Below are 16,933 nucleotides of genomic sequence, written 5' to 3'. Positions count from 1 at the left end.
CCGAGGGGCGGTCACTTCGGTGGCCGCCCCTCGGGCCTTTCCTCCGGCTCGGCTCCTTCTTCCGGCTCGGGCCCTTCCTCCGGATCGGGTCTCTCTCCCGGGTCGGGCCTTCCTGCCGGGCCGGGCTCGCGATCCGGGGGAAGTCCCTGGCGGTGTGTCCGGCAGCCGGACCCCGCCATACGCCGTACATCCGCCCGCAACGGACCGGAGTGAGGGTGGAGGCGTCCCGTCCGCCGCCCCGGGCGGGGGCCGCCCGGCGGAAGGAAACCCGGTGAAGTTCCAGCTGCTCTCGCTCGTCAGCCACGCCCCGCACCCCCTGACCGGCGAACTCCCCTCCCCCGCCGACCGCCTGGCCGAGGTGGTGGCGCTCGGCGAGGAGGCCGAGCGGCTCGGCTTCGAGGCCTTCGCGGTCGGCGAGCGGCACGCCGGGCCCTTCCTCTCCTCCAGCCCCACCGTCGTACTCGGCGCGCTCGCCGCGCGCACCACCCGCATCCGCCTGCTGACCGGCGTCACGGTGCTCGCCGTCCTCGACCCGGTCCGGGTCGCCGAGGACTACGCCACCCTGGACCAGCTCTCCCGCGGCCGGATAGAACTCGTCGTCGGCAAGGGCGCGGAGGCGGGCCACTTCGCGCTCTTCGGGCTCGACGAGGAGCGCCAGTGGGACCTCCAGCGCGAGAAGTACGAACTCCTGCGCAGGCTCTGGCGCGAGGAAGGCGTCGACTGGACCGGCGAGTTCCGGCCACCGCTGAAGGGGGCGACCACCTTGCCGCGGCCCTTCGGGGATCCGCCGCGGATCTGGCACGGCTCGGCGACCAGCCTGCACTCCACCGAACTGGCCGCCCGGTACGGCGACCCGCTCTTCACCGCCAACGCGATCCAGCCCCGGGCGGCCTACGCCAAGCTCATCGCCCACTACCGGGAGCGCTTCGCGGAGTACGGCCACGACCCGGCGCGGGCCCGGGTCGCCGCGGGCTCCGGCGGACTGCTGATCGCGGACAGCTCGCAGCAGGCCGTCTCCCGCTACAAGGAGCTGTACGAGGCGAGCGTGCGGCGGACCTTCAAGCCCGAACTCGCCGGGAAGGCGGGCTACAACACCCCGTACCGCACCATCGAGGAGGCCGTCGAAGAAGGACCGCAGCTCATCGGCTCGCCGCAGCAGATCATCGACAAGATCCTCGGCTACCACGCCCTCTACGGGCACGACCTCCAGTCGGTCACCGTGGACGGCTTCGGCCTCGGCGGGCCGGAGCAGCGGGAGACCCTGCGGCGCTTCGCCGAGGAGATCGCGCCGGTGGTGCGGCGGGAGGCCCCGAGCACCCTGTGGGAGTGAGCGCCGGGCGCCCGGCGCGCGTGCCCGGGTGCCCGCCCCCTGTCCACCCGGAGCTGCGGAGCGAGTGCCGCGGAGCCCGTAAGGTTGGGGCGTACACGAGGGCACGTCGGAAGGAGGCGCTGGGTGATCGAGCTCGAGGGGGTTCCCGAGCTGGTCGACCCGGTCATGGTGGCCGCGTTCGAGGGCTGGAACGATGCCGGTGACGCTGCCTCCACCGCGGTCGCGCATCTGGAGAAGGAGTTCAAGGGCGAGGTCTTCGCGGCGCTGGACGCCGAGGACTACTACGACTTCCAGGTCAACCGCCCCACGGTCTTCCTGGAGAACGGCGCCCGCAAGATCACCTGGCCGACGACCCGTCTGTCCGTGGTCCGCGTCGGCGGCGACAAGCCCCGTGACCTGGTCCTGGTGCGCGGCATCGAACCGTCCATGCGCTGGCGTTCGTTCTGCAACGAACTCCTCGGCTTCGCCCATGAGTTGGGCGTGGAGCTGGTGGTCGTCCTCGGCGCGCTGCTCGGCGACACCCCGCACACCCGGCCGGTGCCGGTCAGCGGGGTCACCTCCGACACCGACCTGGCCCGCACCATGAACCTGGAGGAGACCCGCTACGAGGGCCCCACCGGGATCGTCGGCATCCTCCAGGAGGCCTGCACGCACGCCGGGGTCCCGGCCGTGAGCCTGTGGGCGGCGGTCCCGCACTACGTCTCCCAGCCGCCGAACCCGAAGGCGACCCTGGCGCTCCTGAACCGCCTGGAGGACCTGATCGACCTGCGGATCCCGCTGGGCGAACTGGCCGAGGACGCCCGCGCCTGGCAGCTCGGCGTCGACCAGCTGGCGGCCGAGGACAGCGAGGTCGCCGAGTACGTGCAGTCGCTGGAGGAGGCCCGGGACACCGCGGAGCTGCCGGAGGCCTCCGGGGAGGCCATCGCCCGCGAGTTCGAGCGCTATCTGCGCCGCAGGGACGGCGGCCCCGCGGCGGGCGGCCACGCCACCGAGAGCGGCGAGACCTCCCCGTATCTGCGGGACACCGGCCCGAGCGGTCGGGCCAAGCCGCCGCGCTCGCCGAAGCCGTCCGCGGAGGACGAGGGCGGGTCCGGGCCGGGTTCCGGGTCCGGCGGGTCCGGTTCGGGCTCGGGCTCGGAGGAGCCGCCGGAGGACTGAGCCCCCGAGAGGGCCGAGTCGAGACGAGGACACGGCGGCGGGCCGGTGGATGCCACCGGCCCGCCGCCGCTCCGTGCGCGCAATCCCTTATGCGCAGTGGAACTTGGCCGCCGCCCAGTCGCCGTGGTCGCCGGTCTTCTTCTTGTCGGTGTCGGTGACCTTCAGGTGGACGTGCCGGGCGCCGGTCACGTCCAGGTCGACCGGGACGGTGTCCGAGGTCCCGGTGAGCTTCGGCGAGGTCCACAGCACCTTGCCGTCGGCCTCCACGGAGAAGGCCACCTCGCCGTAGTCCTTGATCTCGTCGTCGATGCCCACGTCCGCGGTGAAGCGGGAGCACCGGCCGCCGAGGTGGACCTCGATGTCGGAGTTCGCGTGGGTGCCGATCCCCTTCTCGTAGCTCTTGCCCGCGAGGCTGAGGGGCCTGCCGTCACCGGCCGCGGACTCGCCGTTGCTCTGGTCGCGCTCGGCGGGCCCGTAACCGTTGGTGTCGTTCAGCCAGTCCAGGTCGCCGGCCCAGGTGTCGCCCTTCGGCGGCTTCGGCACCGCGGCGACCCCGAAGGCGCCCAAGACCGCGCGGTCCTCGCCGGCGGCCGTGTAGCGGGCGCGGACCTTGAGGGTGCGCTCGCCGGACTCGGCGTCGGCGGGCGGGGTGACCTTCACGTCCACCTTGGCGGTGGTGCCCGCGGGGATCCGCCGGAGGTCCTTCAGGGGCTCGGCCCGCCAGCCCTCCGGGAGGTCGAGGGCGAGCCGCACCCCGGTGGCGTCCCGGGTACCCGCCGTCACGCCGAAGCGGACGGTGGAGGCGGTGCCCACCGGGATCTCCTGGCCGGAGGGGGCGCTGACCCCCGCACCGGCGCCCGGCACCTTGCCGCCGACCGCGCTGGTGTCCTCGGCGTGCAGGGTGAAGGGGCGGCCGGTGGAGCGCGGCGCGGTCTTGACGTGGATCACCCCGGCCCGGTCGTCCCGGTCGTAGTACCAGCCCTCCTCGGCCTTCTCGTACGCCGCCGCGGAACCGAGGTCGCGCAGCCGGTGCCCGCCGATCCGCACCGCGCTCGGCGCGTCACCGGTGTGCAGGCTGAAGGAGTACGGCCGCTGCTCCGCCTTGCCGTCGAAGGAGCCCTCGGCGGCGCCCACGTCGAGGCGGATGTCGCCGCCGCCCTGCCGCGGGGCGCGCACCTCGACCCGCTGGGTGGAGGACTTGCCGTCCCGGTGCTCGCGGGTGACGCCGTCGTCCTCGTAGAGCGTGAAGGAGGACCTGCCCTGCGGGTAGACGTCCCAGGCGACCTGGTCCTCCGGGTCGCGGTCCTTGTAGGACCTGATGCCGGGCCACATCGGCACCGTCGCACCGGCCTTGACGAACATCGGCAGGGTGTCGAGCGGGGCGTTGTAGCCGTTCAGCGTGGTCGGGCCCTCATAGGTCCGGCCGGTCCAGTAGTCGGTCCAGGTGCCCTTCGGCAGATAGATCCCGTCGCGTACGTCGGTGTCCTCGTAGACCGGGGCGACGAGCAGGTCCTCACCGGTCAGGAACTCGTACTTGGCGGCGTCGGTCGCGGCCTTCGGGTCCTCGGGGTATTCGAGGGCGAGCGGGCGGACCGCGCCCACGCCGGTCTCGGTGGCCTCATGGGCGTAGGAGTACAGATACGGCAGCAGCGACTCGTGCAGCTTCTGGTACTTGCGGTTGATGGCGGTGTAGGGCTCCCCGTGGACATAGGGCTGCTTGTCGCTGGGCGCCCAGCCGTCCATGGTCATCGTCATCGGCAGCAGCGACTTCCACTGCAGATCGCGGACGTACGTCTTGGGGCTGCCGCCGAAGATCCCGTCCACGTCGCCGGTGGTGTAGGCGAGCCCGGACATGGTGGCGCCCGCGTAGGTCGGGATCTGGAAGCGGATGTTCTCCCAGCTGCCGGACTGGTCGCCGGACCACTGCACCCCGCAGCGCTGGGCACCGGCCCAGGCCTCGGGTGCCCAGGTGAAGCCGCGGGCGTCGCTGTTGTCCTCGATGCCCCGGTAGGCGTCCTTGCAGCCGTCGAGGGCGAACTTGTAGCCGTCGCCGACCCAGGCCACGTCCAGCTTGGCGACCCGCTGGCCCGCCTTGACCTGGTCGGCGAGCTTGTCGAGGCCGTCCTCGGTCCACATGCCGAGTTCCGCCTTGCGCTCCTTCATGCCCGTGCCGGTCTCGGCGAGGTTCTCGTAGCCGCAGCCGTAGCCGTCGTTGACCAGCATCCAGCCGAGCGGGAGGTCGTTCTCCAGGTACTTGTCGGCGACCTTCAGCGAGTCCAGGGTGTGCCGCTCGCCCCGGTTGGCGTTGTGCAGGTAGCAGTCCGAGTCGCCGATCTCCAGGCCGTAGAGGGGCGGCAGGAAGGGCTTCCCGGTGAGCTGGGTGTAGTCGCCGATGACGTCCTTGGCGGTGTCGCCCGCGAAGTAGTAGGCGTCGAAGCGCTTCTCCTTCGCGGCGGCGGTGACCGGCTCGTCGAAGGTGTACGTGTTCGGCGCGTAGGTGTTGCGGAAGACGCCGTACCCGGCCGAGGAGAGGTAGAAGGGCACCGAGTTGGGGTGCCCGCCGTCGTCCCAGTTGTAGTCGACACCGACCTCGACCCGCTGCCCCCGGTGCGAGGTGTTGCCGCGGCCGTTCTGCATCCCGGCGCCGTAGAACTGCTCCTCCGCCCCGCGGTCGAGGGTCTGGGTGGTGCTGTCCTTGGTCCAGGTGAGGCCCTTGGTCTCCTCCCAGACCTTGCTGCCGTCGGCGCGGTACAGCGCGAAGCGCAGCGGGGACTTGTAGGCCCGCAAGGTGACCGCGCCGGTGCTCAGCTCGTAGCGGTCGCCCTTCTCCTTCCACCGGGTCGCCGGGGGCTTGCCCTGCGGCTGCACGATGTCCTTGCCGGTCGGGTCGGTGAAGGTGCCGTCCGGGGCGAGTTCGATCCGGAAGGTCTCCTTGTCGACGAAGCTGACGCGGGCCTTCGCCGCGCCCGCCGACAGCTGGTAGACGGAGCCCTTCGCCGCGAAGCCCGTCACCTTGCCGACGGTCGTGCCCTCCTCGGCCGCGGGGTCCTCGGCCTGGGCCGAACCCGCCGTTCCCACAAATGTCGCGAGAAGTCCCGCGAGGGCTCCCGCAAGGGCCACTCTCTTGCGTATTCGTGATTGCATGTTGAGCTTTTAGCGCAGATTCGAGCAGCGAGGCAAGGGTTCCGGGTAAAGGAAGGCCCCCGAACTTCGCGGGGAAGTCCGGGGGCCTGTGCGGAATATGAGGTTTTGTCCGGCACTGGGCCGACTCCGGGAGCGCCGCTTCCCGAGCCCCGGGGTCGACGCTCCCCGTGCCCGGGAGGCGTGCCCGGGAGGCGTCGTGCCCTAGAGGGCCACTCCGAGGAGCGCGTCCACGGCGCGGGAGACCACTCCGGGCGCCCCTTCGTCGGTGCCGCCGCTCTCCGCCTGGCGGGCGGCCCAGCGGTCCACCGCGGCGAGCGCGGCCGGGGCGTCGAGGTCCTCGGCGAGGGCCGCGCGCACCTCCTCGACCAAGGGCTCCGCCTCGGGTCCGTCGGGCCGGGAGACGGCGGCGCGCCAGCGGGCGAGCCGGTCCACCGCCTCGTCGAGCACGGCGTCCGTCCACTCCCAGTCGGCGCGGTAGTGGTGGGCGAGGAGCGCGAGCCGGATGGCGGCCGGGTCGACGCCCGCGCGGCGCAGCGCGGAGACGAAGACCAGGTTGCCCTTCGACTTGGACATCTTCTGCCCGTCGAGGGCGACCATGCCCGCGTGCACATAGGCCTTGGCGAAGGGGAACTCCCCGGTCAGCGCCTGGGCGTGGGAGGCGCCCATCTCGTGGTGCGGGAAGGCGAGGTCGCTGCCGCCGCCCTGGATGTCGAAGCCCATGCCGAGGTGGTCGAGCGCGATGGCCACGCACTCGATGTGCCAGCCGGGTCTGCCCGCGCCGAGGGAGCCGCCGTCCCAGCGGGGCTCGCCCTCCCGGGCCGCCATCCACAGCATCGGGTCGAGCGGGTTCTTCTTGCCCGGGCGGTCCGGGTCCCCGCCGCGCTCCGCGGAGAGCAGCCGCATCGCCGCGGCGTCCAGGCCGGAGACCTGCCCGAAGTGCGGGTCGGCCTCGACGGAGAAGTAGACGTCGCCCTCCAGCTCGTAGGCGGCGCCCAGGTCCCGCAGGCGCTCCACCTGGGGCACGATGCCCGGGATGGCCTCGACGGCGCCGATGTACTGCCGCGGGGGCAGCATCCTCAGGGCCGTCATGTCCTCGCGGAAGAGGGCGGTCTCCTTCTCGGCGAGCCCGGCCCAGTCGATCCCGTCCCGCTCGGCGCGCTCCAGGAGGGGATCGTCGATGTCCGTGACGTTCTGCACGTAGTGGACCTGCCGCTTGGTGTCGAGCCACACGCGCTGCACGAGGTCGAACGCGTTGTAGGTCGCCGCGTGACCCAGGTGGGTCGCGTCGTACGGGGTGATGCCGCAGACGTAGATACGGGCGACGGGACCGGGGTCGAGGGTGACGAGGCCGCCGGTCGCGGTGTCGTGGATCCGGAGGTCGCGGCCCGTGCCGGGCAGGGCGGGGACCTCAGAAGCGGGCCAGGCATACATGCCTTGAGCCTAACCGGACACATGTTCCGGGTACGAACCGGACGCCCGCGGATGGCCTGTTGGGCACCCTTGCCCGGAACGCCCCGATGTGCTGGGACACTCGACCGGACCGCGCGCGGCGGGTACCGGCGCGCGCCCGGCCAGGTGCCGGGACCACCCCGATCCGCCCCGGTCAGCGCGGAGCCGCCCGGCGTGCAGCTCAGATCGGCGGCCAGGGGATCGCGGGCCACTCCCCGCTCGGCTCCGGATGGCGCCCGGTGGTGAGCAGCACGGAGATCCGGCCACGCAGCGCCGCCACCTCGGCGCCGGTCAGCAGCTCGGAGAGCCGCGCGGCCAGCGGCTGCCCCTCGGCGAGCCGCTTCTCCAGGGCGCCGAGGGCGGTGCGCGCCTCCTCGGTGAGCGGCTCGCCGGCCCAGCCCCAGAGCAGGGTGCGCAGCTTGTCGTCCACATGGAAGGTGACGCCGTGGTCGATCCCGTAGAGCCGCTCACCGGCGCCGGGCAGCAGATGGCCGCCCTTGCGGTCGGAGTTGTTGATCACCGCGTCGAAGACGGCGAGGCGGCGCAGGCGCGCGTCGTCGGCGTGCACGAGCAGGGCCGTGCGCCCCGCGCCGACCTCGGCGAAGCCGATCGCCTTCCAGCCCTCGGCGGGCTCCTCGGCGTCCACGAGGGCGAGCAGCTCGGCCTCCGGCACCGCCTCCACCCACAGCTGGCACATCCCCCGCCCGTGCGGCCCCTCGCGCAGCACCGTCGGCGGCACAAGGCCCCAGCCGAGCGCCTCGGAGATCTCGTAGGCGGCGACCTCGCGCTCGGCGAGGGTGCCGTCGGGGAAGTCCCACAGCGGCCGCTCCCCCGCCACCGGCTTGTAGACGCAGGCGAGGCTCTCGCCCTCGTACGTCACCTCGCACCGGAGGACGGCGTTGGAGGCCTCGGGGATCCGGCCGCGCACCACCAGCTCGCCCCGGCGGAGCAGCTCGGCGGCGCTCACTCCCCGCGCCGGTATCCGTTCTGGCGCGGACATACGTGTCCCTCCGGGTCGAGCGGCAGGCTGCACAGCGGGCAGGGCGGGCGTCCGGCGTTCACCACGTCGAGGGCGCGCTTGGCGAAGGCGCGGGCCTGGGTGCCGGTGAGGCGGACCCGGAGCATCGGCGGGCCGTTCTCGTCGTCCTGGAGGAGCGCCTCCTCGGCCTCGGCGAGGTCGTCCTCGCTCTCGGCCTCCAGCTCGACCAGGGCCTGCGCCTCGACGACCATGCGCTGCTCGTCGCCGTCCCAGGCGAGCGCCATGGTGCCGACCCGGAACTCCTCCTCGACCGGGGCGTCCAGCGGCGCGGTGTCGGAGATCTCGGCGGGGGCGACGGCGGGCACCGAGGCGCTGCCGCCACTGCGCCGCACCACCTCGTCGAGCAGCTCGTCCATCCGCTCGGCGAGCGCGGCGACCTGCGTCTTCTCCAGGGCGACGCTGGTCACCCGGCCCCCGGCCGAGGCTTGCAGGAAGAAGGAGCGGCGCCCGGGCAGCCCGACCGTACCGGCGACAAATCGCTCCGGCGGGTCGTACAGGAACACCTGACGGGACACGAACTGTCTCCCAGCGAATCGGCGGCAAGGTTTACGGCGACCGGATCACCCTACTGCGGCGGACGATCACGGTGCGCCCGCACCGCCCCCGACGGTGGCGTCACCGCCCGCTTCCCGGTCCGCGGACTCCTCGCGCGGGACGAGGGAGGCGAAGTCGCCGGTGTCGCCGAGGCGGAGCAGGAAGGGCCGGGTGCGGGTGTAGCGGATCACGGTCACCGAGCAGGGCTCGACGGAGATCCGCTGGAAGAGGTCGAGGTGCAGCCCGAGCGCGTCCGCCACGAGGGACTTGATGATGTCGCCGTGCGAGCACATCAGATACGTGGCCTCGGCGCCGTGCTCCGCCTCGATCCGCGCGTTCCACTCCCGTACCGCCTCGCCCGCGCGGCTCGCCATGGCGCGCATCGACTCGCCGCCGGGGAAGGCCGCGGCCGAGGGGTGCTGCTGGACGATCTCCATCAGGGGCTCGCCGACCAGCTCGGAGAGCTTGCGTCCGGACCAGTCGCCGTAGTGGCACTCGCCGATGCGCTCCTCCTCGTGCAGGGCGAGGCCCGGGCGCTCGGCGAGCAGCGGCGCGAGGGTCTCCTGGCAGCGCTGGAGCGGGCTCGCCACGGCGGCGGCGAGCGGGATCCCGGCCAGCCGGGCGGGCAGCGAGGCGGCCTGGGCGGCGCCGCGTTCGTCGAGGGCCACACCCGGGGTCCAGCCGGCCAGCAAGCCCGCGGTGTTGGCGGTGGATCGTCCATGGCGGACAAGCAGCAGCGTCGGCATGCGGGCCAGGGTAGGCGAGGAAGTACGGGGGGTGGGGTGCGGGCCCCATCCGGCCCGGGGAGAATGCGGCTGATGATTGTCGACTGCGCCATCTACCGCGACGGGCGGCGGACCGAGGAGCCCTCGGACCTGCCCCGGGCTCTGCGTACCGCACGCGCCGGTGACCAGGCCTTTGTGTGGATCGGTCTGCTGGAGCCGACCGAGGAGGAGTTCGCGCAGGTCACCCGCGAGTTCGGGCTGCATCCACTGGCCGTCGAGGACTCCCTGAAGGCGCACCAGCGCCCGAAGCTGGAGGTCTACGACGACTCGCTGTTCGTGGTCCTCAAGCCGGTGACCTACGAGCCGGACAGCGACACCGTCTCCTCCGGCGAGCTGATGATCTTCATCGGCGACTCCTTCGTGGTCACGGTGCGGCACGGCAGGGACACCACCCTCGCCGACGTACGCAAGCGGCTTGAGGCCGAGCGCGAGACCCTGCGGCACGGACCGACGGCGGTGCTCTACGCGGTCTCCGACGCGGTGGTCGACCACTATCTGGAGGTCGCCACCGAGCTGCAGAACGACCTGGAGGAGCTGGAGACGGAGGTCTTCTCGCCCACCGGCGGCGGGCGCGAGACGGCCTCGCGGATCTATCTCTTCAAGCGCCAGATCCAGGAGTTCCGGCGGGCGACGGGACCGCTGCTGCCCCCGCTGACCCGGCTCGCCGGACTCGGCCCCGCCGGCTCCGCGCTGCCCTTCCTCGACGAATCCGCGCAGCCCTTCTTCCGCGACGTCAACGACCACCTGACCCGCGTCAACGACTCCACGGAGACCCTGGACCGGCTCGTCTCCGACGTCCTGTCGGCGCACCTGGCGCAGATGAGCGTCCGGCAGAACGACGACATGCGCAAGATCTCCGCCTGGGCCGCGATGGCGGCCGTCCCGACGATGATCGCCGGGATCTACGGAATGAACTTCGACCACATGCCCGAACTGCGCTGGACCTGGTCGTACCCGGCCGTCGTCCTGGTGATGGCGGTCCTGGAGGTCGGCCTGTACCGCCTGTTCAAGCGCCGCGGCTGGATGTGAGCCGGGGCGCCGCGGTCCAGGCGGTCAGATCCGCCGCCCGGTCCGCTTCAGGCGAACTCGGGTGCGGGGGCGGGCGGTCCGCCGAGGGCGTCGCGGCGCTCGGGCATGGCCAGCGAGACCATCCGCCGCCAGCCCGCGAGGCGCTCCCAGGCGTAGACCGCGTGGACGCCCGCGGCGAGCAGGGCCGCCTTGGGCCGCGACCAGCCGAGCACGCGGCCCATGTGCGCCATCACCGCGAGGCCGACCTCCCGGTAGACGCGGATCTCGGCGAGCGCGCACTCGCGCAGCGCCGCCTGGATGGCGCGGCCGTGCCCGGCCGCCGCGAACCGCAGCAACTCCTCGTGGCAGTACGCGAGATGGCTGTCCTCGTCCGCGGAGATCATCCGCACCGCGCGGCCGACCTCGGGATGGTCGCCGAAGTGGGTGAGCAGCAGCTGCATCTGCTCCGAGGCCCGCTGCTCGGTGACCCTGCTGTGCGCGAGGTAGGTGACGAGGTCCTCCACCGTCAGCGGCTCCTCGCGCCGCAGCTGCGCGTGCGGCAGCCCGATGCCCTGCTTCTCCAGGAGCATCGTGTAGTCGGTCTCGGGCGGCACCTCCACGGGCGCCACCCCGCGCTTCTTCATCAACGCCCGGAAGATACGGCCGTGCTTGTCCTCGTCGGCCCCGTGCCGGGCGATCTTCGGCGCGAGCGCCCGCTGCTCCTCGGGGACCAGTGCGGCGATCCGGCCGTTCTCCCAGCCGCCCTGCTCCTCACCGCTGGCCGCGACGGAGCAGAACAGCCGGAAGGACTCGTCGTTGTCGAAGATCTCCTCGAACAGGCTCTTGACCGAAAGCATCTGCCTTGCCACCTCCGTGCGACGTCCCGCAGGAGACGAGTACACGGCCGCGCCGACGGCCCGGCAACGCGACAGTCGCACAACTGGGCCGAACGGATGAGAAGCAGGGCGTAACCGGGTGGGATCCGAGCCGTTGAGCAACGCGACGGCCGTGGCGGGGAGACCCCCGAGCCCCCACCACGGCCGCGGCGCCTCCGCGAGGCCGACTCTCAGGCGAGACCGGCGAGTTCGAGCGCCTCGACACCGGCCCGCAGCGAGGCGAGCCGCTCCTCGCGCGAGAAGCCCGCGGGGGCGAGCGTCAGCGTGGTGACCCCGGCCTCGGCGTAGGCCGCCATCCCCTCCGCGATCCGCGGCACGGAGCCGAGCAGCGTGGTCGAGTCGATCAGCTCGTGCGGGATCGCGGCGGCGGCGCCCTCCTTGTCCCCGGCGAGGTACTTGTCCTGGATCTCCGCCGCGGCCTGCTCGTATCCCATGCGCTGGGCGAGCTGGTTGTAGAAGTTCTGCTTGCGGCTGCCCATCCCGCCGACGTACAGCGCGGTGTAGGGCCGGAAGGCGTCGGCGAGGGTGGGCACGTCCTTGTCCTCGCCGAGCGAGAGCGGCACGGTCGGCACCACGTCGAAGCCCTCCAGGGTCTTGCCCGCCTTCTCGCGGCCGGCCCGCAGATGCCGCAGCGCGGTCTCCTCCAGGTGCGCGGCCGCCGGGAAGATGAGCAGCGCGCCGTCCGCGATCTCGCCGGTCTGCTCCAGGTTCTTCGGGCCGATCGCGGCGATGTAGAGCGGGATGCGCTCGCGCTCGGGGTGGACGGTGAGCTTGAGCGGCTTGCCGGGGCCGCCGGGCAGCGGCAGGGTCCAGTGCTCGCCCTCGTAGGACAGCCGCTCGCGGCTCATCGCCTTGCGGACGATCTCCACGTACTCCCGGGTCCGGGCCAGCGGCCGGTCGAACTTCACGCCGTACCAGCCCTCCGAGACCTGCGGCCCGGAGACGCCGAGGCCGAGGCGGAAGCGGCCGCCGGAGAGGGAGTCGAGGGTGGCGGCGGTCATCGCCGTCATGGCGGGCTGCCGGGCGGGGATCTGGAAGATCGCGGAGCCGACGTCGATCCGCTCGGTCTGCGCCGCCACCCAGGACAGCACGGTCGCGCCGTCCGAGCCGTAGGCCTCGGCGGCCCAGCAGACGTCGTAGCCGAGCCGGTCGGCCTCCTTGGCGACGGCGAGGTTGTCCGCGTCCATTCCGGCGCCCCAGTAGCCGAGGTTGATGCCGAGCTTCATAGCCATCCGCCGTCCCCTTACTGATCAGTAATGTCCCTGTGCCGCCGACCCTAGCGCCCGGCGCGCGCTTGCGTCAGGCCCCGCCGGGCGCGCGTTGTCCACAGGCGCCCCACGAGCCCGCGCGCGGCCAGTAATCTCAGCGCCCATGGAACAGAGGCATCTCGGCCGCACAGGCCTGCGCGTCTCGCGCATCGGACTCGGCACCCTGACCTGGGGCCGGGACACCGACGAGAACGACGCGGCGGACCTGCTCAAGGTCTTCTGGGAGGCGGGCGGCACCCTCGTCGACACCGCCGATGTGTACGGCGACGGCGAGTCGGAGTACCTGCTCGGCAGACTGGTGGACAGCCTCGTCCCCAGACGCGACCTCGTCCTCGCCACCAAGGCGGGCAGCGTGCCCGACCCGGAGCGCCGCTTCGACGGCTCCCGCGGCCATCTGCTCGACGCCCTCGACGCCTCCCTCACCCGCCTCGGCACGGACTACGTGGACCTCTGGCAGATCCACGCCTTCGACCCCTGGACCCCGCTGGAGGAGACCCTCGGGGCGCTCGACCTGGCGGTGAGCAGCGGCCGCGCCCGGTACGCGGGGGTGTCCAACTTCTGCGGCTGGCAGCTCGCCAAGGCCGCCACCTGGCAGCTCGCCGCCCCCGGGACCCGCACCCGGCTCGCCAGTACGCAGATGGAGTACTCCCTGCTCCAGCGCGGCGTCGAACGCGAGGTGCTGCCCGCCGCCCTGGACCTCGGCGTGGGCCTGCTGCCCTCCTCGCCCCTGGGCCGCGGGGTGCTCACGGGCAAGTACCGGCACTCCACCCCGGCCGACTCGCGCGGCGGTTCGGAGCACCTGGCGCCCTTCGTCGCGCCGTACCTGGACGAGACCGCGAACCGGATCGTGGAAGCGGTCGCGACCGCCGCCGACGGCCTCGCCGCCACCCCGCTGCAGGTCGCCCTCGCCTGGGTGCGCGACCGCCCCGGCGTCAGCGCGCCGATCGTCGGGGCACGCAACGCGCAGCAGCTCAGCGCCGCGCTGTCAGTGGAGGCGCTTAGTCTTCCCGGAGAGATCTGCCAGGCGCTGGACGACGTCTCCGCGCCCGTGCACCGCTATCCCGACCAGGACTGGAGCACGCTGTGAACGCCGAACCCGCACTCGCCCGGGACACCGAGCCGGGACCGCCGGAGGATCCCGCGACCGACGCGGCGGATACGGAGGCGGTGGCGGCGGACGCGGGGGGCTCAGAGGACCCGGCGGACTCGGGCGGCTCGGGTGACTCGGCGGCTGGCCGGGATTCCGAAGCGGCGGGGGACGGAGAGACCGCCGCGGACGAGACGGCAGGAACGGGCGCAGGAGCCGCCGAGGACGGGGCGACCGAGGCCGAGGAACCGGCCGCCCGGACCGAGGGATCCACCCCCGCCCCGGAGGAACCGGCCTCAGGCACGGAGGAACCGGCCTCAGGCACGGAGGAACCGGCCTCGGGCACGGAGGAATCCGCCTCCGGCACGGAGGCATCCACCCCCGGTGCCGAACTGTCCGAAGCCGAGGCCGAGTTGCAGGCACAGCGGGAGCTGCGGGCGAGGATCGAACGGCGCAAGGCGGAGAAGCAGAGCGCCCCGGAGGCGGGCACCAAGCTCAGCGGCAAGGCGGCGGACCTGCTGGCCGCGGTGCGGGCGGTGGAGAGCGGGGAGCGGCCCGCGGAATCGGTCTTCGCCGAGCCCGCGGCGCCCCGGCGCGCGGCCGCCCCGCCGTCCCCCGGCCCCCGCACCCGCCCGGCGCCCCGGACCCCCGAGGGCCCCGCGCCGGAGGCCGTCGAGGCCGTGGCCGCCGTACTGGGCGAGGGCGGCGCCCCCGCCACACTGGCCGCGCCCACCGCGGTGACCCTCGGCCCCGAGGCCCCGGAGCTGCTGCGCGCCGACCCCTGGCAGCTGCTGCAAGTACCGGGTGTCCGCCCGGACCACGCCGACGGATTCGCCCGCGCCCTGCTCGGCGGGGATGCGTCGCCCGCCGACGAGCGCCGCGGCCGGGCGCTCACCACCTGGCTGCTCGCCCAGGCCGCCGCGGCGGGGCATACGGCCCTGGAGGCGCCCCAGCTGACCGAGGCGCTGGCCCGGCAGTCCGTCCCCGACCCGGAGGCGGCGGTGCAGAGCGCGATCGCCGAGGGCGACATCCTGGTCTTCCAGGACGCCCTCGACGAGGGGCCGTCCGGCTCCCCCGGGCCCGCCGGGGGTTCCGCTTCGACCGCCGGGGGTGCCGCCTCGCCCGCCGAGGCGCCCGAAGGCGAACAGGGGCCTCCCGTACGGGTGTTGCTGGGCCTGGAACGCCACGCCCTCGCGGAGGAGAGCCTCGCCGACGGGGTGGCACGGCTCGCCGCCTCCCCCGCCGAAGGGCCCGCGGCCGGGTCCTGGGAGGACGCCGCCGCCCGGCTGGGCGGTTCGGCCGCCGAGCTGGTGCGGGCGGTGGCCGGTCACTGCCTGGTCCTGCACACCGGCGGCGAGACGGCCCGCCGGGAGCCCGCGGCCCTCCTCGCCCTGGCCCGCGCGAGCGGCCTGCGCGTCTGCGCGGCGGCCCACACCCCGTACGGGGCACGCCAGTTCGCCGCCCTGCTGGACCGGGCCGAGTCAGGCGGCGCGGCGGCGGAGAGCGGTACGGGGAGCGGTTCCGCCGACTCCGCCGAGGTGGTCACCACCGTCTCCGCGCTGCTGCGGGGCGCCGCGGGCCCCGCACGGGACGCCGAGGGCGCGCTCGCCGTGGACCTCCTGGTGGTCCTGGACGCTCCCCAACTCGACGTGGAGACCGCCGCCTCGCTGGTCGAGGCGCTGCCCGACGGTGCCCGGCTGGTGCTCTCGGGCGACCCGGCCGTGCTCTGGTCCGCGGGCCCGGGGCGGGTCTTCGCGGATCTGCTCGCGGCGCGCCGCTGCCCGCACATCGCGTCCCGCACCCCCGACCCCGGGCCGCTGGGCGAGCTGACCTCGGGCATCGGTGCCGGGGAGCTGCTCCAGGTCGAGGCGCCGGACAAGGAGGTCGTGATCGTGCCGGTGCGCGAACCGGCCGAGGCCGTGCACCGCACCGTGCAGCTGGTCGCCGACTCGGTACCGCGCGCCTTCGCGGTCCCGGCCGGGGAGACCCAGGTGATCACCGTGGGACACGGCGGCCCCGCGGGCACCCAGGCCCTCAACGCGGCGCTCAAGGAACGCCTCAACCCGGGTCCTGGCCGGTTCGGCGGCTTCGACCCGGGCGACCGCGTGGTGCACACCCCCGCGCCGGGCCTCGCCGTACCGGGAGTCGTCGCCGGGGCCGAGGCCGAGGGGCTGCGCCTGGACTGCGAGGGCGGCACGGTCGTGGTGCCGAAGGACCGGGTGGGTCCCGAAGTGGTGCGCCACGGCTGGGCGATCACCGCGCACCAGGCGGTCGGCAGGCGCTGGCCGACGGTGGTCGTGGTGCTGCCGGGCGACGCGGGGGGCGCCCTCACCCGCTCCTGGGTCTACACCGCCTTCGGGCGCGGGGAACGCCACCTCTCCGTGGTGCACGGAGTGGAGGCGGCGCTGCCCCGCGCGGTGGCGGAACGCCCCGTGAAACCGCGGACCAGCCGCCTGGAGACCCTGCTGCGCGCCCCCCAGGAGGCACCGGCCCCGCCAAGCTCCCCGGGCGAACCGGCCTCCTAGCCGCGCACGCCCCCTTCGTCCTCCCCGTCATCCTCGTCCTCTCCGTCGTCCTCCTCGTCCTCGTCGAAGACGGCGCTGACGTCGAAGCGGAAGGCCACATCCGCGGGGTCGACCTCGTCGAAGGGGGCCGCGAGCCACTCCCCCGGGTCGGCGGGCCGGGCGGAGGTCGTGACCCAGAGGGTGGAGTCGCCCTCCTCCAGGCCGAACTCCTTGTGGCGGGAGGCGATTTCGTCCGGGTCGAACTCCCCGAACACGATGCCGAGCGAGCCCTGCAGCGTCTCGGCACCGGCGTCCGAGGGCTCGCCCCGGCCGCGCTCGACGGCCTCGATCCGCTGTGCCTGTGCCTTCAGCCGCTGGGGTTCCGTCACGGTGTAGTCGCGTCGGATCAGCACGCTGAGCGCGTTCGGCGCCTCGGGCCCGGCATAGGGCGGCAGTCCGTCCGGGCCGCCGGGGATCTCGAAGGGGGTGACCTCGTCGTAGCGGTCGTAGAGGAGTTCGTCGTACTCCTCCGCCGCCGCGGCCAGCTCGTTGAACGCTTCGTAGACGGCCGGGTCGTCCTCACCCGACCGGCGCTCGACGGCCGCCAGGTGGCGGTCGAGCGCGGCCTTGACCGCCTCGGCGGCGGCGCGTACCTCGGCAGCGGTGGGCTGCGCAGCATCAGACATAGGGCAGACGCTATCCGTACCGGGGGCTTGCCCGCACAATAGATG

13 protein-coding genes are annotated in these 16,933 nt (G+C 73.5%); 5 read left to right on the top strand and 8 right to left on the bottom strand.

The features are described 5' to 3' along the window. The first annotated feature begins 271 nt into the window (after positions 1-271). Both MID12_RS28060 and MID12_RS28055 read left to right on the top strand, forming a co-directional pair. Positions 272-1,330 (top strand): LLM class flavin-dependent oxidoreductase, encoded by a 1,059-nt coding sequence (locus MID12_RS28060; protein WP_263171668.1) that lies wholly within the window; start codon positions 272-274, stop codon positions 1,328-1,330. 123 nt (positions 1,331-1,453) lie between these two features. After that, on the top strand, positions 1,454-2,488 hold the full coding sequence (locus tag MID12_RS28055) for a PAC2 family protein (protein ID WP_052482665.1): 1,035 nt from the start codon (positions 1,454-1,456) through the stop codon (positions 2,486-2,488). An 87-nt stretch (positions 2,489-2,575) separates the two neighbouring features. On the opposite strand, the gene MID12_RS28050 is transcribed toward MID12_RS28055, so the two are convergent. The 5 genes from MID12_RS28050 to MID12_RS28030 form a co-directional block, all read right to left on the bottom strand. Continuing rightward, positions 2,576-5,632, bottom strand: a complete 3,057-nt coding sequence (locus MID12_RS28050) for an NPCBM/NEW2 domain-containing protein (RefSeq protein ID WP_263171665.1) — start codon at positions 5,630-5,632, stop codon at positions 2,576-2,578. Between the two features lie 201 nt (positions 5,633-5,833). Continuing rightward, the gene (gene mshC, locus MID12_RS28045; protein WP_263171662.1) at positions 5,834-7,063 is read right to left on the bottom strand and encodes a cysteine--1-D-myo-inosityl 2-amino-2-deoxy-alpha-D-glucopyranoside ligase; all 1,230 of its coding nucleotides are present in this window, start codon (positions 7,061-7,063) and stop codon (positions 5,834-5,836) included. 199 nt (positions 7,064-7,262) lie between these two features. Then, entirely contained in the window at positions 7,263-8,081 is an 819-nt protein-coding gene (locus MID12_RS28040) for an SCO1664 family protein (RefSeq protein ID WP_052482664.1), read from the bottom strand. After that, positions 8,045-8,635 (bottom strand): DUF3090 domain-containing protein, encoded by a 591-nt coding sequence (locus MID12_RS28035; RefSeq protein ID WP_040254932.1) that lies wholly within the window; start codon positions 8,633-8,635, stop codon positions 8,045-8,047. Before MID12_RS28035 ends, MID12_RS28040 begins: the two co-directional genes overlap by 37 nt. A 66-nt stretch (positions 8,636-8,701) precedes the next feature. Beyond that, entirely contained in the window at positions 8,702-9,400 is a 699-nt protein-coding gene (locus tag MID12_RS28030) for a histidine phosphatase family protein (RefSeq protein ID WP_040254931.1), read from the bottom strand. A 72-nt stretch (positions 9,401-9,472) separates the two neighbouring features. Here MID12_RS28030 and corA point away from each other — a divergent pair, with 72 nt between their 5' ends. Beyond that, a complete protein-coding gene (gene corA, locus MID12_RS28025) occupies positions 9,473-10,468 on the top strand; it encodes a magnesium/cobalt transporter CorA (RefSeq protein ID WP_040258434.1) in 996 nt (331 codons plus the stop codon). Between the two features lie 47 nt (positions 10,469-10,515). Here corA and MID12_RS28020 read toward each other — a convergent pair whose 3' ends face one another. Together MID12_RS28020 and MID12_RS28015 are read right to left on the bottom strand one after the other, a co-directional pair. Then, positions 10,516-11,304 (bottom strand): hypothetical protein, encoded by a 789-nt coding sequence (locus tag MID12_RS28020; protein ID WP_040254930.1) that lies wholly within the window; start codon positions 11,302-11,304, stop codon positions 10,516-10,518. Positions 11,305-11,513: 209 nt separating this feature from the next. After that, positions 11,514-12,569 (bottom strand): LLM class F420-dependent oxidoreductase, encoded by a 1,056-nt coding sequence (locus MID12_RS28015; protein WP_040254929.1) that lies wholly within the window; start codon positions 12,567-12,569, stop codon positions 11,514-11,516. A gap of 145 nt (positions 12,570-12,714) precedes the next feature. Here MID12_RS28015 and MID12_RS28010 point away from each other — a divergent pair, with 145 nt between their 5' ends. Continuing rightward, entirely contained in the window at positions 12,715-13,698 is a 984-nt protein-coding gene (locus tag MID12_RS28010) for an aldo/keto reductase (protein WP_040254928.1), read from the top strand. Beyond that, a complete protein-coding gene (locus tag MID12_RS28005) occupies positions 13,695-16,223 on the top strand; it encodes a helix-hairpin-helix domain-containing protein (RefSeq protein ID WP_263171647.1) in 2,529 nt (842 codons plus the stop codon). The genes MID12_RS28010 and MID12_RS28005 overlap by 4 nt, the downstream gene beginning before the upstream one ends. Here MID12_RS28005 and MID12_RS28000 read toward each other — a convergent pair. Beyond that, entirely contained in the window at positions 16,220-16,888 is a 669-nt protein-coding gene (locus MID12_RS28000) for a hypothetical protein (RefSeq protein ID WP_263171645.1), read from the bottom strand. The genes MID12_RS28005 and MID12_RS28000 overlap by 4 nt on opposite strands. Positions 16,889-16,933: the final 45 nt, after the last annotated feature.

The sequence above is a fragment of the Streptomyces sp. SCSIO ZS0520 genome, assembly GCF_025643355.1.
Lineage (GTDB): Bacteria > Actinomycetota > Actinomycetes > Streptomycetales > Streptomycetaceae > Streptomyces > Streptomyces physcomitrii.
Note: the sequence above shows the minus strand (reverse complement) of the source record. Positions and strands in the feature narration are given on the sequence as shown.